At 57.6% G+C, this 22,616-nt stretch carries 28 protein-coding genes; 16 read left to right on the top strand and 12 right to left on the bottom strand.

All coding sequences use genetic code 11. The features are described 5' to 3' along the window. Positions 1-381 (bottom strand): MGMT family protein, encoded by a 381-nt coding sequence (locus tag SynRS9907_RS03860; RefSeq protein WP_244276054.1) that lies wholly within the window; start codon positions 379-381, stop codon positions 1-3. Between the two features lie 83 nt (positions 382-464). Between SynRS9907_RS03860 and trmH the strand changes: the two genes are divergently transcribed. Together trmH and SynRS9907_RS03850 are read left to right on the top strand one after the other, a co-directional pair. Further along, positions 465-1,154, top strand: a complete 690-nt coding sequence (trmH, locus tag SynRS9907_RS03855; protein WP_188021867.1) for a tRNA (guanosine(18)-2'-O)-methyltransferase TrmH — start codon at positions 465-467, stop codon at positions 1,152-1,154. 63 nt (positions 1,155-1,217) lie between these two features. Then, the gene (locus SynRS9907_RS03850; protein WP_188021866.1) at positions 1,218-1,391 is read left to right on the top strand and encodes a hypothetical protein; all 174 of its coding nucleotides are present in this window, start codon (positions 1,218-1,220) and stop codon (positions 1,389-1,391) included. Between the two features lie 2 nt (positions 1,392-1,393). Here the strand turns inward: SynRS9907_RS03850 and SynRS9907_RS03845 are convergent, their stop codons facing one another. After that, positions 1,394-1,609, bottom strand: a complete 216-nt coding sequence (locus tag SynRS9907_RS03845; RefSeq protein WP_188021865.1) for a hypothetical protein — start codon at positions 1,607-1,609, stop codon at positions 1,394-1,396. Positions 1,610-1,628: 19 nt separating this feature from the next. Continuing rightward, positions 1,629-2,501 (bottom strand): ABC transporter permease, encoded by an 873-nt coding sequence (locus SynRS9907_RS03840; protein ID WP_188021864.1) that lies wholly within the window; start codon positions 2,499-2,501, stop codon positions 1,629-1,631. A 29-nt stretch (positions 2,502-2,530) separates the two neighbouring features. On the opposite strand from SynRS9907_RS03840, the gene SynRS9907_RS03835 reads away from it, so the two are divergent. Both SynRS9907_RS03835 and SynRS9907_RS03830 read left to right on the top strand, forming a co-directional pair. After that, entirely contained in the window at positions 2,531-3,937 is a 1,407-nt protein-coding gene (locus SynRS9907_RS03835; RefSeq protein WP_188021863.1) for a sensor histidine kinase KdpD, read from the top strand. Further along, the gene (locus SynRS9907_RS03830; protein WP_188021862.1) at positions 3,934-4,287 is read left to right on the top strand and encodes a hypothetical protein; all 354 of its coding nucleotides are present in this window, start codon (positions 3,934-3,936) and stop codon (positions 4,285-4,287) included. Before SynRS9907_RS03835 ends, SynRS9907_RS03830 begins: the two co-directional genes overlap by 4 nt. On the opposite strand, the gene SynRS9907_RS03825 is transcribed toward SynRS9907_RS03830, so the two are convergent. The 4 genes from SynRS9907_RS03825 to SynRS9907_RS03810 are packed head-to-tail and all read right to left on the bottom strand — an operon-like array spanning position 4,284 to position 6,147. Further along, on the bottom strand, positions 4,284-4,829 hold the full coding sequence (locus SynRS9907_RS03825; protein ID WP_188021861.1) for a PilW family protein: 546 nt from the start codon (positions 4,827-4,829) through the stop codon (positions 4,284-4,286). The two genes, SynRS9907_RS03830 and SynRS9907_RS03825, sit on opposite strands and share 4 nt — an antisense overlap. Continuing rightward, a complete protein-coding gene (locus tag SynRS9907_RS03820; RefSeq protein WP_188022350.1) occupies positions 4,822-5,349 on the bottom strand; it encodes a Tfp pilus assembly protein FimT/FimU in 528 nt (175 codons plus the stop codon). Before SynRS9907_RS03820 ends, SynRS9907_RS03825 begins: the two co-directional genes overlap by 8 nt. Before the next feature lie 4 nt (positions 5,350-5,353). Continuing rightward, positions 5,354-5,770, bottom strand: coding sequence for a hypothetical protein (locus SynRS9907_RS03815; RefSeq protein WP_188021860.1), 417 nt, complete (start codon positions 5,768-5,770; stop codon positions 5,354-5,356). Further along, positions 5,767-6,147, bottom strand: coding sequence for a hypothetical protein (locus SynRS9907_RS03810; RefSeq protein ID WP_188021859.1), 381 nt, complete (start codon positions 6,145-6,147; stop codon positions 5,767-5,769). The genes SynRS9907_RS03815 and SynRS9907_RS03810 overlap by 4 nt, the downstream gene beginning before the upstream one ends. 360 nt (positions 6,148-6,507) lie before the next feature. On the opposite strand from SynRS9907_RS03810, the gene SynRS9907_RS03805 reads away from it, so the two are divergent. From SynRS9907_RS03805 to SynRS9907_RS03780, 6 genes are all read left to right on the top strand, one after another. Beyond that, positions 6,508-6,972: a type II secretion system protein gene (locus tag SynRS9907_RS03805; RefSeq protein WP_188021858.1), complete on the top strand. Its 465-nt coding sequence runs from the start codon at positions 6,508-6,510 to the stop codon at positions 6,970-6,972. Positions 6,973-7,294: 322 nt separating this feature from the next. Then, positions 7,295-7,768: a hypothetical protein gene (locus tag SynRS9907_RS03800; protein WP_188021857.1), complete on the top strand. Its 474-nt coding sequence runs from the start codon at positions 7,295-7,297 to the stop codon at positions 7,766-7,768. Positions 7,769-7,771: 3 nt separating this feature from the next. Continuing rightward, complete coding sequence (locus tag SynRS9907_RS03795) at positions 7,772-9,556, top strand: hypothetical protein (protein ID WP_188021856.1); 1,785 nt, start codon at positions 7,772-7,774, stop codon at positions 9,554-9,556. 246 nt (positions 9,557-9,802) lie between these two features. Further along, on the top strand, positions 9,803-10,243 hold the full coding sequence (locus SynRS9907_RS03790; protein WP_188021855.1) for a hypothetical protein: 441 nt from the start codon (positions 9,803-9,805) through the stop codon (positions 10,241-10,243). Continuing rightward, positions 10,225-10,926 (top strand): type II secretion system protein, encoded by a 702-nt coding sequence (locus tag SynRS9907_RS03785; RefSeq protein WP_188021854.1) that lies wholly within the window; start codon positions 10,225-10,227, stop codon positions 10,924-10,926. The genes SynRS9907_RS03790 and SynRS9907_RS03785 overlap by 19 nt, the downstream gene beginning before the upstream one ends. Before the next feature lie 104 nt (positions 10,927-11,030). Beyond that, complete coding sequence (locus tag SynRS9907_RS03780) at positions 11,031-12,650, top strand: VWA domain-containing protein (RefSeq protein ID WP_188021853.1); 1,620 nt, start codon at positions 11,031-11,033, stop codon at positions 12,648-12,650. Positions 12,651-12,728: 78 nt separating this feature from the next. Here the strand turns inward: SynRS9907_RS03780 and lepA are convergent, their stop codons facing one another. Continuing rightward, positions 12,729-14,540 carry a translation elongation factor 4 gene (gene lepA, locus SynRS9907_RS03775; protein ID WP_188021852.1) on the bottom strand — a complete coding sequence of 604 codons (1,812 nt, stop codon included), beginning with the start codon at positions 14,538-14,540 and terminating at the stop codon, positions 12,729-12,731. 71 nt (positions 14,541-14,611) lie between these two features. On the opposite strand from lepA, the gene SynRS9907_RS03770 reads away from it, so the two are divergent. Beyond that, positions 14,612-14,932 (top strand): multidrug efflux SMR transporter, encoded by a 321-nt coding sequence (locus SynRS9907_RS03770; RefSeq protein ID WP_186542016.1) that lies wholly within the window; start codon positions 14,612-14,614, stop codon positions 14,930-14,932. A 3-nt stretch (positions 14,933-14,935) separates the two neighbouring features. On the opposite strand, the gene SynRS9907_RS03765 is transcribed toward SynRS9907_RS03770, so the two are convergent. Next, positions 14,936-16,444 carry a malate:quinone oxidoreductase gene (locus SynRS9907_RS03765; protein WP_188022349.1) on the bottom strand — a complete coding sequence of 503 codons (1,509 nt, stop codon included), beginning with the start codon at positions 16,442-16,444 and terminating at the stop codon, positions 14,936-14,938. An 80-nt stretch (positions 16,445-16,524) separates the two neighbouring features. On the opposite strand from SynRS9907_RS03765, the gene SynRS9907_RS03760 reads away from it, so the two are divergent. The 4 genes from SynRS9907_RS03760 to SynRS9907_RS03740 all read left to right on the top strand — a co-directional run bounded on the left by SynRS9907_RS03760 (position 16,525) and on the right by SynRS9907_RS03740 (position 19,771). Then, entirely contained in the window at positions 16,525-16,770 is a 246-nt protein-coding gene (locus SynRS9907_RS03760; protein WP_011128549.1) for a NifU family protein, read from the top strand. Then, positions 16,767-17,069, top strand: coding sequence for a gamma-glutamylcyclotransferase (locus tag SynRS9907_RS03755; RefSeq protein ID WP_188022348.1), 303 nt, complete (start codon positions 16,767-16,769; stop codon positions 17,067-17,069). The genes SynRS9907_RS03760 and SynRS9907_RS03755 overlap by 4 nt, the downstream gene beginning before the upstream one ends. A 104-nt stretch (positions 17,070-17,173) precedes the next feature. Continuing rightward, positions 17,174-17,875: a GAF domain-containing protein gene (locus SynRS9907_RS03750; protein ID WP_188021851.1), complete on the top strand. Its 702-nt coding sequence runs from the start codon at positions 17,174-17,176 to the stop codon at positions 17,873-17,875. A 729-nt stretch (positions 17,876-18,604) separates the two neighbouring features. Next, positions 18,605-19,771, top strand: a complete 1,167-nt coding sequence (locus SynRS9907_RS03740; protein WP_188022347.1) for an aminotransferase class V-fold PLP-dependent enzyme — start codon at positions 18,605-18,607, stop codon at positions 19,769-19,771. A 34-nt stretch (positions 19,772-19,805) separates the two neighbouring features. On the opposite strand, the gene SynRS9907_RS03735 is transcribed toward SynRS9907_RS03740, so the two are convergent. From SynRS9907_RS03735 to yidD, 3 genes are read right to left on the bottom strand one after another with little or no spacing between them, the layout of a single operon-like run. After that, positions 19,806-21,311: a UDP-N-acetylmuramoyl-L-alanyl-D-glutamate--2,6-diaminopimelate ligase gene (locus SynRS9907_RS03735; RefSeq protein WP_188021849.1), complete on the bottom strand. Its 1,506-nt coding sequence runs from the start codon at positions 21,309-21,311 to the stop codon at positions 19,806-19,808. A gap of 36 nt (positions 21,312-21,347) precedes the next feature. After that, positions 21,348-21,620 carry a glutaredoxin family protein gene (locus tag SynRS9907_RS03730; RefSeq protein ID WP_188021848.1) on the bottom strand — a complete coding sequence of 91 codons (273 nt, stop codon included), beginning with the start codon at positions 21,618-21,620 and terminating at the stop codon, positions 21,348-21,350. Then, positions 21,620-21,898: a membrane protein insertion efficiency factor YidD gene (yidD, locus tag SynRS9907_RS03725; protein ID WP_188021847.1), complete on the bottom strand. Its 279-nt coding sequence runs from the start codon at positions 21,896-21,898 to the stop codon at positions 21,620-21,622. Before yidD ends, SynRS9907_RS03730 begins: the two co-directional genes overlap by 1 nt. Positions 21,899-21,974: 76 nt before the next feature. Here yidD and rpsD point away from each other — a divergent pair, with 76 nt between their 5' ends. Beyond that, the gene (gene rpsD / locus SynRS9907_RS03720; RefSeq protein ID WP_011363781.1) at positions 21,975-22,583 is read left to right on the top strand and encodes a 30S ribosomal protein S4; all 609 of its coding nucleotides are present in this window, start codon (positions 21,975-21,977) and stop codon (positions 22,581-22,583) included. Positions 22,584-22,616 lie beyond the last annotated feature (33 nt).

Below are 22,616 nucleotides of genomic sequence, written 5' to 3'. Positions count from 1 at the left end.
TCAGTCCCCAGCATGGGCGTCCGGGTGCCAGAGGAACTGACGCAGCGGCAAGCGTCCTTCCTCATCCACTGGAATGCCCTCAGCCAGCAGAAGATCCCGCTGGATCCAGTCACTGCCCTCACGGCTGAGGCTCATCGAAATCCGGCCCTGAGCGTTCACCACGCGGTGCCAGGGAACGCTGGACGGGAGCTTGAGCCGCCGCAAGGCCCAACCCACCTGACGCGCACAACCAAAGGCACCGATCAAATCAGCGATCTGGCCGTAGGTCGCCAACCGACCGTAGGGAATACGAGCCACCTGGCTCCAGACACGCTGATCAAACGTGCCGCCGGAGACGTACGGTTCAACGGAGGGATCCTTGGGCGGGATCTGGATGGCCACGGAAGCGCTGACTTCTTGATTGTCGTTCCAGACCCCAAAGCATGGAAGGACCCCACCTGTTTCTCTCTCCCGACTGACCGCCCATGCCCCTGCTGCCGCGACGGTTTGAGCGGCTGAAATCCGTGCTCAACCACCGCATGGCGGATCTCACGGTGCTGCTCGAACACGTGGAGAAACCGCACAATCTCTCCGCCATCCTGCGCAGCTGTGATGCCGTTGGAGCGCTGGAAGCCCACGCGGTGAGTTTTGACGGGCGACCACGCACGTTCAACAGCACGGCCCAGGGCAGCCAGAAATGGGTGCCTCTGCACGACCATCCCGACACCGAAACCGCCATCCGCCATCTCAAAGCGAAAGGGTTCCGGCTCTACGGAACCCATCTCGGGGTGGATGCCAAGGACTACCGGGAGTGCGACTTCACCGGCCCCACCGCCTTCGTGCTCGGGGCCGAGAAATGGGGGCTGACCGATCAGGCCCGGGACCTGATGGATGAAGCACTGTTCATCCCGATGCGCGGCATGGTTCAGTCCCTGAACGTGTCAGTGGCCACCGCGACCCTGCTGTTTGAAGCGCTGCGCCAACGCCAGGTGGCCGGACTGGCTCCAACCCAGGGCGAAGGCCTGAAGCCAGAGCAATACCAGCAGTTGCTGTTTGAGTGGTCCTACCCCGAGGTGGCCCGCTGGTGCCGGGAGCAGGAACGGCCTTACCCCGCCTTGAGTGAGGAGGGGGAGCTGATGGAGGAGTTGCCGCGAACTGTGAAGCTGCGCTGCTGATCCAAGGGAAGACTTGTATCTCCGTGAACCCTGGGCCATAACCAAAGCAGCGGATTGTCAGCAATGGACAACAAACAGCTGCACCAGTACGCGGTCACCTACCACTGCGGTAACGAATGGGGCGAAGAAATGCTCCAGTCCGCCGATCTCAGCCATGCCGTGGAAGCGGCCCACGCCATCTTCCCCAGCTCCTGCCGGATATCGATCCGTGAGGTGAAGGCACCGAAACCAGCCTGAGATCAGCGCGGTCGCCGCGGCACTCCAGGCAACTGAACCGCTGCGATCAACACCGCGGTTTCCAGCAGCAAATTGCGGCTGACCAGCACCACCACCAACATCAAGGTGGTGGCGAGGATCCGCTCGAGCAAGGCGATCACGTCATCGGAGCTGTCGCAGCTCTTTTTCCAGAGCAGCGCGGCCATGCTCAGCAACAGCAAGCTGATCCACCAGGCCATCACACCCGTGCCGATGGGGTCAGTCTGACGCGAGCCGGGCTTCTGCGCCGCTCACCCAGGCCTCAATGCCTTCCCCAAGGAAGGACAGCCCCAGCACCAGCACAAACATCGCCAAGCCCGGGAACAGCGCGGTCCACCACACCCCTGTGGGCACTGCGGCAAGGGCCAGATTGAGATCACCACCCCATTCAGGCACGGTCTCCGGCAGACCCAGGCCGAGAAATCCCAATCCGCCGAGCACCAGCACTGCATCGGCGGCATTGAGGGTGAGCAGCACCGGCACGGAGGTGATCACGTTGCGGAACAGGTAGCGCCGCAGGATCCAGAGCGGCCCCGCCCCGAGGCTCTGGGCGGCCTCCACAAACAGCTCGCTCTTCACCTGGGCGGTTTGGTTGCGCACCACGCGGAAATACTGCGGCACATACACCACACAAAGGGCGGCGGCGGCATTGGGGATGCCCTTGCCCAGCAGAAAGGCCAACACCACCGAAAGCAACAACACCGGCAGGGTGTAAAGCGTGTCCATCAGCAGCACCATCAGGCGATCGACAGCGCCGCCGAAATAACCACTCACCATGCCCAGGGGCACACCCACCAGCAAGGCCACACCCACCGCCAGCAACACCACCTGAAGCGCCACTCCACTGCCGGCCATGGTGCGCACACACACATCCCGGCCGAGCCGGTCGGTGCCGCACCAATGGGTCCAGCTGGGAGCGGAATAGATCGGGTTCTCCAGGCCGGCATTGGCGTCCGGAAGGACGCCAGCACTCACCAACAACGGTGTGATCAAGGCCACCAGCAGGTAGATCCCCACAATCACCAGGCCCCAACGGGCCATGCGGGTGGAGAGGCTGCGGGTCACAGGCAGGTTGGCCTCAGGCAGATGCATTGTCTCCCGAACCGCGGAAGAATGAAGCCATGGCGTCTCGCTACCGCTGGCGACAACAGCTGCTGGGCAGCCTGCAAGGGCAGCTGCAACTGGCCACCTATTTGGTGGTCTTCCTCGGCTTCACCGGGGCCTCATCGGTGGGGCTGTTGATCGGTCAACGCAATCTGCTGGTCAATGATCAACAGTTGGCCCGCCAAAGCATCGCGCTCTGCGACAAAGCCATCCGTGGCCTGCAAGACGACCCGGCCCGGCTCGAACAGGAGTTGCTGTTCCACTCCAACGCCAACACCAGCCTCTGGATCGAAGACAACAGCGGAACGCTGCTGAGGCCCCGCATCCACCGATCTCTTTCGGAGGCCGCCATCCAAACCGCCATGGCCACCAACCCCGGCCGTGAGCCGGGGTTGCAGCGCACGATCGACATCGGCAATGAGCGGCTGCTAACGGAGCTGGTGAAGCAGCTTCCTGATGGCTCCCATCTGTGGATGGCCCAACGGGCCAGCTCCAACCTTCAGGCCCTGAACAACTATCTGGTGTTGATGATCGTGGTCTGGGGCAGCTGCCTGGCCATCACCCTGCTGAGCGTGAGCTGGGTGGTGCGGCGGGTGGTGCAGCCATTGGATCAACTCAATGCCGCCAGCTCGCAACTCACCGCCGACACCCTGGCCACCGCCAAACTTCCGCTGGGCGAAGGCCCGATCGAAGTGATGCAGCTGAGCCGCACCTACAACGAGCTGCTGGAACGGCTGGCCCAATCCTGGAGCCAGCAACGCCAGTTCGTGAGCGCCGTGAGCCACGAACTTCGCACCCCCCTCACCATCGTTCAGGGCTATCTGCACCGCACGATCAAACGGGGCGACAACCTCAGCCCCAACCAGGTGAAGGGGCTGCAAACCGCCGAGGAGGAAAGCATCCGCATGCGCCGGCTGCTGGATGATCTGCTCGACCTCTCCCGCGGCGACTCCGGCCGGTTGGCGATCACCAAGGAGCCTGTGCGCCTCGCTGACCAACTGGAACAGGTGGCGGACCTGGCGCGCAACACCCTCAGCCGCAGCCTGCTGTTGGAGCTGCCTGAGGATCCAACGGCCCGTGATGCAGTGGCCCAGGCCGATCCGGCCCGCCTACGCCAGGTGCTGCTGGATCTGATTGAAAACGCCGCGAAGTATTCCGCTAAGGACGCGACCATCCGCTTGGTGCTGCGTCAGCGCGACGGTGCCTCGTTGATTGATGTAATTGACCAAGGCATCGGCATTCCTGAGACCGAGCTGAACAAGGTGTTTGAACGTTTTCAGCGCGGCAGCAACGCTCCGGAAAAAACAGGTCCGGGCTTAGGACTTTCCGTTGTGAAGCTGCTGGTGGAGGGCATGGACGGCAGCATTGAGGTGCACAGCCGCCTTGGCGAGGGCAGCTGCTTCACCGTGGTGTTGCCGTCATGATTCCGTTCTTGGTGTTCTGCTCACTGCTGATCCCGGTGAACCTCTGGGCTGCAATCACACCCCACATGCACAGCGATGTATCGATGCGGATCCTGCATGGCGTCTGCACGGTGGTGTTGCTGCCGCTGCTGTGGACGCTCTGGACGGAACGCCGTCTGCTGCGGCCTCTGCCTGCACTGCTCTTAGCGATCTTTGCAACGGTGATGGTGGTGGTGAACAGCTGGATCACCGCCATGGGCATGGGCGTGGAATTCGGCTGGCTGGATCACCTGTTCCTGGCCCTGTCTGAAGTGGCGCTGACGGTGTTCTTCCTGATGGCCCCGGAACCTGCTCCGATCAGCGAGCCTTAACCCACGCCCTGGAGGCGGACCCGGCCACCCTGACGGGTGCGTTGTTCGAGCTGCATCTGCAACACCGGCAGACCTGACGGCTGGTGGAGCTGAAAGCGATCCACACCATCCAAGACGACACGGTTCAGATAGCTGCTGCCGCTGCGGATCCCGCCCCTGAGATCAAAAGCAGGGCCGCAGCGCATCAACACATCACCACGCCAGATCGCCGACGGCGCTGGACCCAGGCTGTACACCACAGGATCGGAGCCATCTCGTGGCGTAATGGCGAGTTTGGGTTGTCGATCGGCCAAGGCACAGGGCCAATCGGCTGAAGCATCGGGGTCGATCTGCCACTTGGAGGCACGCTCCAGATCGTGCTTCACCAATTGCAGCGTGCGCCGTTGCCATTGCTTGAGCTGCAAGCTTTCAGCCAACGCGCCGCCCTGGCGGATTTCGGCAAACAACAGCTGAAACACCACACCGCAGAGAAACGTGCCCAGCAGAGCCGCCAGCATCAACTCCACCAGCGTGAAGCCTTGAGCGGAGCCGGACCTACACATCACTAGGAAGGCAGAGGGCACTGCTGAGGGGGCCGCTTGGATCACCGCGGTAAACACCGCTGCGGCTGATGCCCAAGGGCAGGCCAATCACCAGGCACAAGGCCTGGCCATGGCTGGGGTGAGACAACACCACCAGGCCGCCATCCAGGACCAGGCCATTGCTGCTGAAGCGAACGGCGTCCGGAAGGTTGCTGCGCAGCTCCAACACACCTTCACCGGTCTCCGTCAAAAGCGTCACGCCCCCACGGCAGGCCGGCAGGTCGCCTGCCGGAGGCGACTTCCAACCGGTCACACTGAGCTGCAGAGCGCAGGGCTGACGGTTCCGTTCTGCGGCCATCCGGCCCCGGTCGAGCCCCACCCGCAAGCGGCGTAGGCCACTGTCCAGTTCCAGGCGCCGTTGCACGGCACTGGAGCTGGGAATCGCCAAGGTCGCCAGGATCCCCAGCAGCGCCACAACAACCAGGCACTCCACCAGGCTGAAGCCATCGGGCTGATTCCTGCTCGACCCATCAGAACGCATCAAATCACTGGTCATCGTTGGCCTCCCGGGGGCAATGCCCCAGCCCCGCGGGGGTCAACAACTGACTCCGCTTGAACGCATTCGCAGCATTGGGACTCGACAGATCCGTCAGCTCAACAGCCAGCCAAAGGCCATCTGCTGAGGGTTCAAACCGCCAGGAGGTTTCGAGATCAGCGTTCTTGGGCAAACCCTCCAGAACCCCGACCACCGCCTCAGGCTCCCAACGGCAATCCACATCAGCGACGGCAGCACTGGCCAAGGCACGTCGACTGGCCAGGAGCCGTTGCTCCAGCAACCGCACCTGCTGATCGGTACGGACCGAACTGGCAGTGGCCTGGCTGGTGCGCGACCAACCCTGGAGGGACACCTGGCTGCTGATCCCCAGGATCACCGCAGAAACCACAACTTCCGTGAGCGTCATGGCAGCAGCTCCAGATCCAGGCGGCTCTGATGGCCATCGCTCCAACGCAGCTGCAGCGTCCCAGCCATCACGCCATGGGGTTGCCACTGCAGCAGTTGCCAATCGCGCTCGGCGACGCGGCCGGATTGAAGCGCTGCAGGGTTTGCACCGGGGCAGCGCTTTGATCCCTCCCACTCCGAGGAAGGCAACACCAACAGGCAGGCATGGACACCGGCGGCGTGCTGTTGAAAGGCCATCGCCACCGAACGCTCGGCATCGCGGGTTTTGGCGGTAGCCAACGCCTGGCTGCTGCGCTGGCGCGCATGCAAAACAAGGGTCTGCAACGACAAACTGCTGAGCAGCAGAACACCTGAAGCGGTGAGAGCAAGAGGCAACATCAGCAAAGTGGTGCTGCTGCAAAGCATTCCCCTGTGCAGTGGCCAACAATCTGAACAACCTCAAGAGCTCAATACATCAGCGCTCAAGATCGGTGGCTGACTTGATGGATGCACGATCCAAACAAGAAGCGAATACAGCTCAAGGATCGGGAAAGGAACGGCTGACAAGAAAACAACATCAGTTGCAAAAGCTTCAGGCCACCGGGTTCCAAACGAAGAGCTAATAAAGGTCTCCAAAACCCTCTAAGGCGACTCTCAGCAAGCTTTAGCCGTTCTTACCTACATAAGCCAGCGCGATAGGTAATGGTTGATCTGTGAGCACGTTCTGTGCCGAAACCAATCACCAAATACAGATCAATCATGACAACACTCAACAGCAACCTGCGGCTGGCCTCGCTCAACCACAACAAAACCGAGAGTGCCCTGCAAAAAGGATTCACCCTTATTGAACTCCTGATCACCGTTGTTATTCTTGGAGTACTTTCGTCCGTAGCAGTACCTGGCTTCCTGGCACAAAAAGACAAAGCAGATATTGCGGCAGCAAATGCACAAGGCAAGGCACTTATGACAGCCTGCAAGGCTGCGCTTCAGGAAAATCCGGTGGCAAAAGTTGATTTGAATCTTAGAGATCCAATCCCTTTCGGAAAAGTTACGTGGACACCAACACTAGGAACAGATTTCGGCGGCACAAATACAAGTAATACCAAATTATGCCAATCAACAACATCAGGAACAACGACACCTCAAGAATACTTGCTGAATGCGTCCACCGGCGAAGTCACAGATTTCGCTGCCACGCCAGCAAAAGCACAAGACGCTGAATGACACAAACAGCGGCTCAACACAACATTACCGCCTTCGATCACAAAACCCAGACAAAGCTCCCTGGGAGCAACCCCAGGGAGTTACTGAGCGATGCACAAAGATGGCACAGATACCTGATGGAAAAGGGAGCAAAAAGCTCACAGATTTAATACGCAAAGCAATGCACTTATCAAAACTGTGAGCAAACAAAACCACAACTCCGCCAGGAATACTGCAAAATATTTAAATTAAAAAATTCACCACTACGAACAAAATGACTAAGACAAGAACCCCAAAAAATACCACCAATCTGAGAAAAAATGGATTCAGCATCACAGAGCTAGTGGCTACCGCTGCCATGATGGGAACTCTTGGATCAATTGCCTATCCCAATTACATAGCAAGCCAACAAAAGGCAAAATGTAGTGAAACAAGGGCAAAATTAATGACAATCCCTCCAATCATCAGTGCTCACATTGATGCAACAGGAGAGGCGCCAAGAACCTGGGACGACTTATCAAGTATCGCTGCAGTCATGACAAGCAACGGACCTGCAACTGGTGATCTTGACACCCCAATCACACTACCGAGAACCAACTATGAACTCTCTGTAGAGGGTCCAAGTGAATCAACCTACTTACTAACAGCAAACTGTTTCGTCAAAACACCCGTCAGTGATCCAGACGATCGCGAGGAACAGGAACTTAAAGAAGCAGCTTTCCACAAAATCCGCAGCTGCTTCAACGTCAGCAACGGTGCCAGCGATCTAACCAGCGGCAGTGGCACAGATCCCGCCAATACCCCCAACTGCGGCTAAGCCATGACCAACCAAACCTTTCCCAACAAAGCCAACACATCAAAGCAACGAACAGTCGCGAAAGGCGAGGAAGGAATGGCCATGGTCATGGCCTTGTTGATGGGAACGGTACTGGTGGCAGGAAGCACAAGCTTGATGGTGCGTCAAATCATGGCACGCAAGCTTGGTGCATCAGAAAGTTATCAACAGATGGCTGAATCTGCAGCGCTGAATGGCCTGAACCGAATCATCAGCGACATCAACCGTGATGACCGCAACAAGTACACAGGCTATCTGCTCTCGCTCAACAACAGTGAAGGGCAATGGGGTTGGGCATCACCCAATTCAGAGGGTTTTGAACTGGTTGAGCTCTGCACACCAGTCAACAACTACACCAAAGCATACCCAGCGCAAACAGAAGCAGAAGCTCCAAACATAACCATTAGCAGCGGCACTGTTCGCAACGATGGAGGAAGCCAAGATGTACAGGTGGGCTACAGACTGCGGAGCTACAACACAACAGCCGCAGCAGGCAATGGAGAAGGAACGTTCTACATCGAAGGGATCGTCAGTCGCGGAGATACGGTCATGGCACGAGCGTTGTTGCGACGATCGCTTTATGTGAGCTCCAAAGTTGCTGGCGCTGGAGACTGGAGTGTGATGAGCGGCCACAATCTCCGCTTGAATGATACGAAGATCAATGGCCCAGGCAACATCTTCTATCTCACGAACACGCCAGGCAATTACCTGGCATCCCAATACGCAAGTGGCTGCAGCGATTCATCGCTCCTGGCAGATGTGGGATCCAGCAACGACGCCTTAGCAGGGAAAGACCTGGTCAACCAGGTGTGGCCAATCAATATCGACACCCAAAGACGTGGTGTGAGCGGTATGCCGCCGGCCAACCTGTTCGAAAAAGACCCCATCAACGACACCACCAATGGAAGCGGAGGAGAAACAATTCGCATGTGGAGCTTTGACGACAGTGCACCAGCAGCAGGTGATCGAGATGGAGACGGCGCTATTGACCTCAATGCCGATGGCACACCCATTCTTTATCCAGCACTTCCCTGTGGCGAAGCAGTGTGCATACGTGATGCTGATCAAACCGATGCTGGAGACTATGGCCTCACGAATTCAGGAGATTTTCGAACAGCAACAAACGAAGGAATCGAAATTAATTCAGATGCATCAATAATCACACTAACAACAGACATACTCTGCAAAGAATCAAATCAATTTGACTGTCATGTCTATCTTGACCATATCAATCTGAACGACACCGAGCTGCATATTGAGACAACAGATGAGAGGGCGGTTGTCTTGCATCTGGAACAACCAGTTGCTTACCCAGAAGACCCAAAGTTCACACGTGCAATCAACCTCACAGGTTCAGCAAAAATTTGCAGCGTGAATCCAGGAGGTTCAACCTGCAATGAGAACCCTGAACAACTGGTGATCATGGCAACCACGGGAGCTGCTCCAGCAGACTCCTGCAACACAAAGGTTCGATCACTAAGTTTCACCGGTGACAACCTCCCCTACGCCCTGCTTTATCTTCCTACCGGCACGATTCGGCCCAGCAATGCAATGCTCAACGGGCTCGCATGGGCAAGCAGCATCTGCGTTTTAGACGAGAACGACAATCCCGCATCATTCACGTTAAACACCAATCAAAGTGGGACACCTATCGTTCAACGAGCGAACGACAATTGGGGGTGGCTGAGCCGATTTAATTATGCAGGATATGGGCGAATGGTCACCAGAGCCATTCGAGGCACAAGCCTTGATACCTTTGAGCGCTGGTAGATACCTAGAGATGCAACAAAGATCCTCAGGGAACATTCAGCCATCCCTTCCAAACATTTAAAGCCGTTACACAGAAAAACTCAGATCAAGCAAATCGATCTCCCTTAAACTATTTTTAGTAAACGACGGAGGAATCAAGAAGCATTTAATGAACCATATCAGTGAAGTGAAGTCATCTCGATGAAACATCCATTCATTCAACTCCGATCCAGAGCCAAAAGATCTTCTGATGCTTCTGGTTTCACCATGATCGAAACCTTGATTGCCGGCCTCATCGTGGCCGCAGTGATGACAGCCGTCGGCCGCTTTGGGGTTAGCGCAATGGCGGCAAGTCACAACCAATCCTCGCGCAACAGGATTGAAGCTGCAATCAATGATCATATCCAATTGGTTCAAATGCAGGATTCCTACTTAACAGTGGATGCCATCGAATCCGAGACGGGGCTCGACACAAGTCTGGAGACAGCTTGCCAAGACCCCAGCACATTTCTAATGAATCACCTTCAAAGAGCTGATGTAGCAGGCAACAGTCCAAACCCTGAAGTAGCAATGGAATGGAACAACAGTGATCCATATCTCTTGGTATTGACCTACAGCTTCGAAGCACCTGAAACCGCAGTTGGTGGTGAACAACGGAGAATCGAAGTCAATCCAAACTTTTCGTCCCAATGCTATTCCCTCCTATGAAAAGGCAAAAAAATGGATTCACTTTAGTTGAGATGGTGGTTGCACTATCACTTCTATCGATCGCCACAGCCGCGACAGTACCAACGATTGCGAGAAATCGCTGGCAAAAAGATGTTAACGGCTATGCAATAAAACTTGAGTCTGGATTACTGGATTTAAAGGCAAAACTTGGCAAGCAAAAAACCAGCTGTGAAATCGAATTCCCAGTAGCATATTCATTTAAATCACCAAGTGATCTTATTGAATTTAGTCAACAGAGCAGTAAAAATACAACAACAATGCAATGCTGCAACTCTGAGATCAGCGAGCTCACCAATAACCCTGACTGCAACACCGGTGCACCTGGTTATTCACTCAGCACGCTGACAGGCAGAGATCAAGACAATCTCCGGATGGTTCAATTCGAATCAACGCCAGAGTCAAAGGCTGTGCGTGTCGCCGTTAGCTCAACAAATTTCGGATTTACACCGCCAGGCACAACCTTGAATGCAGAGCAAATCACATTTCTCATCTGCCACAACCAATCATTGTCTACAGAAGATGCCACAGCTTGCGTAGCCAACAAGAACAAGCTCGATATCCGCTGTGTACAAATTGATGGAACCGGTGAAGTCTCTAACGGAATCTGGAAACTCGAGGATCCAACATTACCAATCAGCACCGGCTCTTGCACAACAACATAACAGAATGATTCAGGATATTCTCAGGAACAACTCACAGCTAATTTCTTTAAAAAAGCCATGGTAATGGCAGATTTATTCTACGCACAATCATCAGGTAACAGGCGATGATTAGACTCTCAAAGCAACAAGGTATTGCTCAAAGAGGAAAAGAAACTGGCTTCACAGTTCCTGAACTATTGATTGGCGTCATCGCTGGAACACTCATTATTGGAGCCGCATCGACTGGGCTGCGCACAAGCCAAACGTTGATCTCTGAGTCCCATGGCAAGGCAACACTGAGGCAAAATACAACAAACGGCTTACGCCTGATGCGCTCCGAGATTGAACGGAGCATGAATATCCTGGTTGCACGCACCGAAGGGGTGCAAGAAGGGGAAGAAGATACCGATCTCACGCAATACAACGACATTATCAACGACTGCAAAGCCTTGCCTCAAGCGGCGGGATTCAATCCTGTCTTTGGAATCAACATGGTCGAACTGGATGATCCAGTCATTTATGGAATTGGTCTGAGCAGAGATGGACGCGGATATGCGCTGCTGCGTTGCGGTTCACCACTCAACATGGATGGTACATATTTTTCAGAAGAAGACAACAAAACCGATACTTCAATAGCCAATGAACAGATTGAATCCGACATATTCATCAGCAGAATCCTGGATGATATTGGCACAATTCCCTGCGAAGAAGATGATTTACCTGAAAATGAACAATGCCCAGAAAGAAAAACACTGAGCAATATTTTAAATCAGACAAGCTTTGCATTCACTGGAAGCAAGTCTCCCGCACGAGTATCACAAGAGCCAGCACTGAGAATCCAAACAGACATCAACACAAAACTTGTAAAATTTATCGATCCATATGAACTTGACGACACCAAAAGCAATCCCTACAAAATCTCTGCAAGCTTTCTTGAGAACACCAATGGTGTGAAGTCCCAAACCAAACAGGATCTATACTTTTCAGCCTTTGCACGAGCTGATAAACGCGTTCGGTTTGGCTACAACGCAACCGATAGTGGGGAAGGAAGCGGATACCCCGGTGGTGCTTTCTTCCAGAACATTACCAGTAGAAATTTACGTTTTATCCTCGATGGCTCAGGCTCGATGAGTGCCTGCGTGGCCTGGAGTGGTGAATACGGGAACACGCGCAGACGCTTCTACGATCCCGAACGCGGCTACTTCCGTACGACCAGAATTTGCAGCTTCACCCGGATGGAAGCACTCCAACATGAAATGATCGACATCATCAACAATCTTCCTGATTACACAAAAGTTGGCCTTGCATCATTCAGCACAAGTGGATACCGAAACAACAAAGTCTGGGAAGACAGTCGCAATGAACTTGTCGAGCTGGGACCTAGCAATTCAGAAACACGTCAATCAGCCATCAGATTTGTAAATAGCCTCAGCAACAGCGATCCCAAATACTGGGGAGGAACAATGCCGTGGGACACATTGGACACCGCATTTAGCGACAGACTCACAGACACAATCTATTTCTTATCTGATGGCAAACCCAATAAAGACCGCGATGGGTTCACATGGAGCAGCAATGATTACGACTCCGTCGCTGACCACTACGCTGCTCTAAACGCATCGCGAGTAAGCGATGGCGACAAATCAATCAAGCTCAACACAACAAGCGTAGGCCTTAATTCAGAGTGGATGCAACTTCTGTCGAGCAAAACCTCTGGCGAATACATAAGAGTTGATGATATTTAATGCATTCATTCTCTTGAAAGACATAACGAAGTCAATACAATTTGCATTCAACTTCAAACGATCAAACTTCAATTCCCACTAGCCATCATTCAGCTTCAACACAGCCATGAAGGCCTCTTGGGGCACATCCACCTTGCCCATGGCCTTCATCCGCTTCTTGCCCTTGGCCTGCTTCTTCAGCAGTTTCTTCTTGCGTGAAATGTCGCCGCCGTAGCACTTGGCGAGCACATCCTTGCGGATGGCACTGATGCTGGTGGAGGCAATGATCCGGCTGCCGATCGAAGCCTGAATCGGAATCTTGAACTGCTGGCGAGGAATCAGCTCCTTGAGTTTTTCTACCAACGCTTTGCCCACGTTGTAAGCCTTGTCTTGATGAACGATCGTGGTGAGGGCATCGGCCCGCTCACCGTTGATCAGCACATCCAGCCGCACCAGCTGGTTCTTGCGGTAGCCAATCAGGCTGTATTCCATCGAGGCGTAGCCCTGGGTGCGTGTCTTCATCTGATCGAAGAAGTCGGTCACCACTTCGGCCAGCGGTAATTCGTAGATCAACGTCACCCGATCGGTAGTGATGTACTTCATGTCGATGTAATCGCCGCGCCGCTCCTGGCACAGGCCCATCAAGGCGCCGTTGTAGTCGTTCGGCGCATAGATCTCCATACGCACGTAGGGCTCTTCAATCGACTCACGCTTCTGCGGATCGGGAAGTGTGGCGGGGTTGTCCACCATCACCTCGGAGCCATCGATCATGTTCACCTTGTAAATCACCGATGGCGCGGTGACGATCAGATCGAGGTCGTACTCGCGTTCGAGCCGCTCCTGCACGATCTCCATGTGCAGCAGGCCAAGGAAGCCGCAGCGGAAGCCAAAGCCCATGGCGCTGCTGGTTTCCGGCTCGTACTTCAGCGCCGCATCGGAGAGCTGCAGCTTGTCGAGCGCATCGCGCAGATCCGGGTACTGATCAGCCTCGGTGGGGAACAGGCCGCAGAACACCATCGGCTTTGCCTCGGTGTAACCGGGCAAAGGCTCATCCGCCGGTGCGTTCACCAACGTGATCGTGTCGCCCACACGCGCATCAGCCACCGCTTTGATTGACGCAGCTAGGTAGCCCACCTCACCAGCGTGGAGCTCATCCACCTTCTTCTGATCCGGCGCCATGATCCCGATCTCATCGAGCTCATAGGTCTTCTTGCTGGCCATCAACAGCACCTTGTCTTTGCAGTTGATCCGGCCGCTCATCACCCGGAAGTAGACGATCACGCCCCGGTAGGGGTCGTAATAGGAGTCGAAGATCAGGGCCTTGGTGGGTTCCTCCACCGCATCCTTTGGCGGGGGCACCCGGTCCACCACCGCCTGCAGGATCTCGGGCACACCCATGCCGGTCTTGGCCGAGCAGGGGATGGCATTGTCGCAATCAAGGCCGATGATCGCCTCCACTTCCTCCTTGATCCGATCCGGATCCGCACCGGGCAGGTCGATCTTGTTGAGCACCGGGATGATCTCGAGATCGTTGTCCAGCGCCAGATACACATTGGCCAGGGTCTGGGCTTCTACCCCCTGGCTGGCATCCACCACCAACAGGGCCCCTTCGCAGGCCTGAAGGCTGCGGCTCACCTCATAGGAGAAGTCGACGTGGCCTGGGGTGTCGATCAGGTTGAGGACGTACTGCTCCCCATCGGCCGCCGTGTAGTTCATCCGGGCGGCCTGGAGCTTGATCGTGATCCCCCGCTCCCGCTCCAGGTCCATGTTGTCCAGGAACTGGTCCTGCATGTCGCGGTTGGCCACGGTGCCCGTGTCCTGCAGCAAGCGGTCGGCCAGGGTCGACTTGCCGTGGTCGATGTGGGCAATGATGCAGAAGTTGCGGATCCGTGAGACGGGGGCGTCGGTCATGCAGCGGCGGAATCCCGTCTCGGGTCCAGAAAGCGTCGTTGGAACAATCCTAAGGAGCGGCACCAGTGGTCATGAGCAATCCCTGGACCCTGCTGCTGCTGGCGATCAGTGCTGAGGTGATCGGCACCTCCTGCCTGCGCTTGTCGGAGGGCATGACCCGGCCACTGCCCACGCTGCTGGTGTTCAGCGCCTACGCCCTTGCGATGGCCCTGCTCTCCAAGGTGGTTCTGAGCATCCCTCTGGGGATTACGTATGCCCTCTGGAGCGGCATCGGCACTGTTGTGATCGTGCTGGTGGGCCGATTTGCCTACAGCCAGATGCTGCAGCCCGCCCAGTTGATCGGCATCGCTTTGATCACAGCTGGAGTGGTGTTGGTGAACCTGGGGGAATGACGCTCAGGCGCTGAGCCCCAGCAGGGCATCGCTGCGTTCCCGCATCCGGTTCAGCACCTGCGGATCCTGCTGCGGGTCGTCATGGATGCTGGGCAACAACGCTTGCAGGCGTTGCTGCCAGGCGTCGCTGTCGAGCCGTTGCTTGAAGCAGCGCTGCAGGACCTCCAACATGATCGTCACCGCTGTGCTCGCTCCGGGAGAGGCCCCCAGCAGCGCCGCCAGGGAGCCATCGCCGGAGGCCACCACCTCGGTTCCCAGCTGCAGCCGTCCACCCTGCTTGCTGCGTTTGATGATCTGCACCCGCTGGCCCGCCACCGAGAGGGTCCAATCGTCGGCGCGGGCGGTGGGCATGAACTGCTGCAGCGCCTCATGCCGCTCTGCTGGGCTCTGGCGCAGCTGATTGATCAGGTACTGCACCAGTTCGAAATTGGTGGCGCCCACCTGCAGCATCGGCAGCAAATTGGTGGCCCGCACGGACGCAGGCAAATCCAACAGGGAACCCTGCTTGAGGAACTTGCTGCTGAAGCCCGCAAAGGGGCCGAACAACAGCGACCGCTTGCCATCGATCCAGCGGGTGTCGAGGTGGGGCACCGACATCGGCGGAGCTCCCACCGCCGCCTTGCCGTAGACCTTGACCCGCTGACGATCCGCCAGCTGAGCATCACCGCAGACCAACCAGAGGCCGCTCACCGGGAAGCCCGCGAAATCAGCCGCCTCCGGAATCCCGGAGCGTTGCAGCAGCGGGAGAGCACCACCCCCGGCACCGAGGAAAACGAAAGGAGCACGCACTTCTTTTTTGCCCGAGGGGCCTTTAAGCACAACGCGCCAGTCGGCCTCGGTCATGTCGCTGCGGCGCAGACGTTTGAGGTCTTGCACCTGGGTGCCGTACTCCACGCTGAGCGCTCCGCTCTGCTGCAACGGCATCAGGTAGGCCCGGGTGAGGGTGCCGAAATCCACGTCGGTGCCCCGATCGATCCGGGTGGCCGCCACCGGCTGCTTGAGATCGCGGCCTGCCATCACCAGGGGCATCCACTCGGTGAGCTCGCTCTGGTCTTCGCTCCAGCGCATCCGCGCAAAGGCTGGTAGATCCTTCAGCTGGCTGAAGCGCTGACGCAGGAAGGCGATGTTCTCCGGCGTCCACACGGCGCTGATGTGAGCCGCCTGGTGGAGGAAGCTGCTGGTGTCGAGATCGCCCCGCTCCTGCAGCGAGCTCCAGAACTCCAGGCTGCGTTCAAACGAGGCATTGATGGCCACCGCTTTGGCCGTCGCGACGGTGCCATCCGCCTGCATCGGGGTGTAGTTCAGCTCGCAGTTGGCGGCATGGCCGGTGCCGGCGTTATTCACCGCTGCGCTGCTCTCCAGAGCAGGCGCTTCAAGGCGCTCCACCAGAAGAATTCGCAGCTGCGGGTCGAGTTCATGGAGCAGCGCCGCCAGGGTGGCGCTCATGATTCCAGCGCCCACCAGCACGGCGTCGTAACGGGCCTCTGGGTTGAACGAACCGTCGTGCTGCACCGGAGCTGGAGGGTTAACCGCTCTCGTCACCCTATGGGGCCACTCCGTAACCTTGGGGTCTTGACGTCTGGTTCATCCCGATGAGCACTGAAACCATGGCCCTCACGCTGGAGAACGTGGAGAAGGTGCTGGATGAGCTGCGCCCCTTCCTGATGGCCGACGGCGGCAACGTTGAAGTGGTGGAACTGGACGGCCCGATCGTGAAGGTGCGCCTGCAGGGAGCCTGCGGCAGCTGCCCCAGCAGCACGATGACATTGAAGATGGGCATTGAACGCAAGATGCGCGAGTCGATCCCCGAAGTGAGTGAAGTGGTGCAGGTGCTCTGAAGCGCCTCTTCGTCTACGGATCACTCAAAAGCAACGGCAGCGCCCATCACTTGCTGAAAGGCGCACAACGAGACCGCGACGGCATCGTTGACGGCTTCATCGAGATCCAGCACCGGGGCTACCCGATGCTGCAGCAAGGCAATGGGGCCATTTCAGGAGAGGTGTACTGGGTGCCCGAGCCTTGTTGGCCCGCCTTGGATGATTGGGAGGAGGTGCCTGAGGTGTATCAACGCAGCAGCGTGACCCTCAGGGATGGCCGCAGCGTGTGGCTCTATGAAGCAGCCCCAAGAATTAATTAATCGAAGAAAGTAAAATCCACAAAGCTAAATTTTTCGCACTGCACATTTACAGAAAATAAAAAGATCATGGCTTAGACCATTGGCATGCCTAGCGAGGCAAGCCCATGCAGGCAGCACCCAAACCGATCAACGAAGCAGCCAGGCTGAGATCACTCAGTGAATATCGGATCCTGGGGACCAAGCCAGAAAAGGCCTTTGACAACATCACCCGGATGGCGTCTGAGATCTGTCAATCTCCGATTGCCCTGATCTCCTTGGTGGATGAAAAGCGTCAGTGGTTCAAATCGAAGGTGGGCCTTGAAGCCAGCGAAACCGACCGGGATATCTCCTTCTGTGCCCATACGATCCTCGATTCAAAACCTCTGGTGGTGGAGGACGCGCTGTTTGATGAGAAATTCCGCGACAACCCCCTCGTTCAGGAAGAACCCCACATTCGGCTGTATGCAGGCTTCCCCCTGAAAACAGACATCAACCACCGTATTGGAACGCTTTGCGTGATTGATCGCATTCCCAAATCGCTCACGAATTCGCAATACAAGGTGATGGAAGGCCTGGCGGAACAGGCCACCACACTTTTGGAACTCAGACGCCGATCCCTGGCCCTGATGGATGAGTTCTGTCAGATGCATCACGCCCAAGGCTTAATCACCACCTGCAGCTACTGCAAGTCGATCCGGGACAGCGAAGGGTTCTGGCAACCGATCGAACGATTCCTGATGCAGCACAGCACGCTGAATTTCAGCCATGGCATCTGTCCGGACTGCATGAACGAGCACTTTCCCGACGTGCAAAGCAGTCGAGCGTAGTCATCGAACAATCAGGGTTGAGGCAATTCGAACTGGGCGATTGGATCAGCACCATCAGACACACTTGACATCGCCGGAAAATAAAAGGTAGTTCCAGTCATTCGCCATGCGAATTGCAGATTTTCTGTATCGCAAACTCGGGCTGAATATCTTCAAGGCCGCACCACACCTGAGAACGCAAACGCCTGAGATTCCTGCCCCTGCTTAGGTTGAGCCGGAACCTCTGGAGCCACCAACCCCGATCAACACATCAACCACCGATGTGATTCACATCGGACCACGGGGGGGGGGGGGCGCTACAAAATTGATGCCAACGGACGCAAGATTTACCTCAAGGCCAGCTGAAGTCGTCCAAGCCCACAGATTGAACGACAAACTGAGTTGAAATACTGATCAATTGGGTTCGGTAGCAAACACAACCACCATCGATTCAGCCTGCACGACAAGGTTGATTCAGATCAGGAGCTCGAGATGAACGCTGGTCCTGCTTGCCCCATATGGTTTGAAACCCCGAACAACCAAAAGGAATCACTCGCCGATCAATGCCTGACGGCCGCGGAGATCGAATGGCGACGTTGGTCGGGATGGCAGATGGAACGAACAGCGGAAAAACAGTTCAGAAAAAAGTGGGTCTGAGTCGTTTAACCAAAGAGCGAAGACTCTGAAGTGCGGCAAAGCCACTGCCAACGTGGTGGGACCCTCTCTTCGGCTCAGGCCACTGCCGTGACCATGCGCGACCTCTGCCCTGCCCTGCAGAACAAGACGTACTTCAATTACGGCGGCCAAGGGCCTTTGCCCAGTCCATCCCTGGAGGCGATCACCGCAAGCTGGGCGCGCATTCAGAAGTTGGGGCCGTTCACGGCGGATGTGTGGCCCTACATCGCCAAGGAGGTGAACAGCACCCGCCGCCTCCTGGCCCAGTGCTGCGGTGTTCCGCCCCACCGGCTTGCCCTCACTGAAAACGTCACCAGCGGCTGCGTGCTGCCGCTCTGGGGGTTGCCCTTTACCGAAGGGGACCGGCTGCTGATCAGCGACTGCGAACACCCCGGTGTTGTGAGTGCCTGTGTGGAACTGGCCCGGCGCCAGAACCTCACCATCGATGTGCTGCCGGTGAAGCACTTGCGGGGTGATCAGACCCAATGCGATGCCGCCGTGGTCGAGGCGATTGAGCGAACCCTCACCCCCCGAACCCGTCTGGTGGTGCTGAGTCATCTGCTCTGGAACACAGGCCAGGTGATGCCGATTACCGCCGTCGCCAAGCAACTCCATCAGCACCCCCAACAACCTTTTCTGTTGGTGGATGCAGCCCAAAGCTTTGGACAGATCCCCGTCGAAGACGCCGCTGCAGCTGCGGACATCTATGCCTTCACCGGGCACAAGTGGGCCTGTGGACCGGAAGGCCTGGGGGGCGTGGCGATTTCAGAGCGTGTGGTGGCCGAGGCGTCTCCAACCGTGATCGGTTGGCGCAGCCTGCGTGATGAAAGCAAGGTGGATCTGAGCAGCACTGATCTGTTTCATCACGACAGCCGCCGCTTCGAAGTAGCCACCAGCTGCGTTCCCCTGATGGCCGGCCTGCGCTGTTCACTGCAACTGCTGGAGAACGCGGGATCAGCCCAGCAACGCTGGGACCACATCCGAAGCCTCAGCGGCAAGTTCTGGCAGGCACTCGAGGGGCTGGATCACGTCACACCCCTGCTGGAAGTGCCGCCCGCCAGCGGACTGGTGAGCTTTCAGATCATTGGCGATGTGCCCCCCACAGAGCATGTGAAGCAGCTGGGGGGCCAGGGGCTGTGGATTCGCGATCTGGCAGACCCCAGTTGCTTGAGGGCCTGCACCCACATCACCACCACAGACGACGACATCAACGCTCTGGTGGCCGCGATCAGCGCCCTTTGATCGGCTCAGATAAACCGCGTCAGAGCAACCTGTTTCAAGACAGCCTCAAACGCAGGGCGCGTTCCGCCTCCTCGCGATCATCGAAATGCACCTTTTCGGTGCCGAGAATCTGGTAGTCCTCGTGCCCCTTGCCAGCCACCAACACCAGATCGTTCGGCTCTGCTTCGGCGATGGCTGAGGCAATCGCCTTGGCTCGATCAGCCTCCACAAGCAAATCGCTACCCGCCGGAATCCCCGCCACCACGTCATCCAGGATCTGCTGAGGATCCTCGGTTCGGGGGTTGTCGGAGGTGACCACCACGCGGTCAGCCAGGCGTGCTGCAATCGCCGCCATCTGCGGACGCTTGCCCCGATCCCGATCACCACCGCAACCGAACACACAGATCAGTCGCCCAGTGCAGAACGGACGCGCTGCTGAAAGCGCGTTGTCCAGGCCATCGGGAGTGTGGGCGTAATCCACCAGCACCGGCGGCAAATTCGCTGCATCTACTCCGTTCAGGATCACCCGCTCCATGCGGCCGGGCACGCCACCGAAACGGCCGATGGCCTCCAGCAACACTGATAAGGGCAGCTGCTGCTGAAGCAGCACCCCCACCGCCTGCAGCAGGTTCATCAGGTTGAAGCGACCCAACAAGGGCGAACGGAAACGACCCTCGCCCACAGGACTGATCAAGCGACCCTCCACCCCAGCAGCCGTCATCTGCAGGTCGCTCATATGCAACTCGGCCGAGGGATCCTCAAGGGAGCTGCGCCAACAGGCGGCCCCAAGCCGTTCGGCCAGGCGCGCCCCCCAGGGGTCATCGCTGTTGACCACCGATCGCACTCCGTCGGCCAGCAGCAGAGGATCCGCAAACAGCGACGCCTTGGCCTCGAAGTAGTCCTCCATCGAGGCGTGGTAGTCGAGGTGGTCCTGCGTGAGGTTGGTGAACACCGCGCCCGCGAAGCGACAGCCCGCCACCCGCTGCTGCGCCAGGGCATGGGAACTCACCTCCATCGCCGCCAGGCCGCAACCTGCGGAGGCAGCCTCGGCAAGTTGCCCCTGCAGAAGATCGGCAAAGGCCGTTGTGTGGGTGGCCGTGATGCTGTGGCCCGGCCAGCGGTTCACCAACGTGCCGAACAAGCCCACCGATTGGCCGGCCGAAGCGGCCAGATGCTCGATCAAATGGGTGGTGGTGGTTTTGCCATTGGTGCCGGTCACTCCAATCAGGGCCATGCGCCTGCAGGGGTGATCCCAGTACGCCGCGGCGATCTCACCGATCCGACGCGCCACCGGCTCCTGGATCACCACCACAGGGTCATCAGCAGCTGGAGGTTGCGCAGCAGCGGCTTCAGCTCCAATCACGGCAGCGGCGGCCCCGGCCTCAAGGGCTTGAGCCCAGAAGCTGCCTCCATCGACCCGTTCGCCCGGGAGACCGAGAAACAAAGTTCCAGGGCCGACGCGACGGGAATCGGTGGTGATGGCCTCCAACCCAGGGTTCACCAGCCCCGGCGGCACTGCGATGCCCGCATCACTCAACAGGGCATGCAACACCTGCGTCATCCCATCTCCCCTGTGCTTGGGGGAGTTTTAAGCCGTTCAAAGCGCCGTGGACAGACAGCGTTGCAACCAATTCAACAGTCCCTCACCCGTGAGCCGCGGGGAAACCCGGGGAAGCTCAGACCCATCGAGCGCGAGCACAGGCACCTCAAGGTCGTAGCGGGCCTTCAGCTCCTGGGCGGTGCCGGGCGCATCGATATCGACCACGGTCAGCTCGATCGAGAGCCCCAGGAGATCGAGGTCGCGCAAGCGGGATTCCAGGCCTTCACACAGGCAGCAACCGGTACGGCTGTAGAGGGTGAGCTGCTTCATCAATCGGGCACCGGGTCACAGCCGCAGGGCGTGAAGGGATGACAGCGCAGCAGCCGTTTCACGGTGAGCCAGCCCCCTTTCCACGGTCCATGCTTCTGGATGGCCTCCAGGCCATAGGCGCTGCAGGTGGGCGTGAAGCGGCAGCGAGGCCCAATCATCGGGGAGATGAAGCGCCGATAAAACCCAATCCCTGCCAGGAGAACAGCCACCAGAGCCTGGTTCAAGGCCTGTCGCAGCTTGGCCATCGGGCCGCCAGATACAGTGGCAGATTCGTGCATCGCGGCAGATGCCTGGAGCTGTTTCGGTTCCAGCATGCCCAACAACCGCACGAACTCAACACACACCTTCCCACCTATGTCTCGTTACCGCGGCCCTCGCCTGAGGATCACGCGGCGCTTGGGAGACCTCCCCGGTCTCACCCGGAAGGCCGCCAAACGGTCCTATCCCCCCGGTCAGCACGGCCAAGCCCGTCGCAAGCGCTCTGAATACGCGATCCGTCTCGAAGAGAAGCAGAAGCTTCGCTTCAACTACGGCGTCTCCGAGCGTCAGCTCGTGCGCTACGTGAAGAAAGCGCGCGCCCAGGAAGGTTCCACCGGAACCAACCTGCTCAAGCTGCTCGAGAACCGTCTCGACAATGTTTGTTTCCGCCTCGGCTTCGGTCCCACCGTTCCCGGCGCCCGTCAACTGGTGAACCACGGCCACGTCACCGTGAACGGTCGTGTGACCGACATCGCCAGCTACCAGTGCAAGCCCGGCGATGTGATCGCCATCCGCGAACGCAAGTGCAGCAAGAAGCTGGCTGAAGCCAACCTCGAGTTCCCCGGTCTGGCCAACGTGCCCAGCCACCTCGAGCTGGACAAGTCCAAGCTGAGCGCCAAGGTCACCGCCCGTTGCGAACGCGAGTGGGTTGCCCTGGAGATCAACGAACTGCTGGTGGTGGAGTACTACTCCCGCAAGGTCTGATCCAGATCCGCAGTTCACAACCCCACGATGCGC

The organism is Synechococcus sp. RS9907, assembly GCF_014279615.1.
Lineage (GTDB): Bacteria > Cyanobacteriota > Cyanobacteriia > PCC-6307 > Cyanobiaceae > Parasynechococcus.
This window is presented reverse-complemented; position numbering and strand designations above follow the sequence as displayed.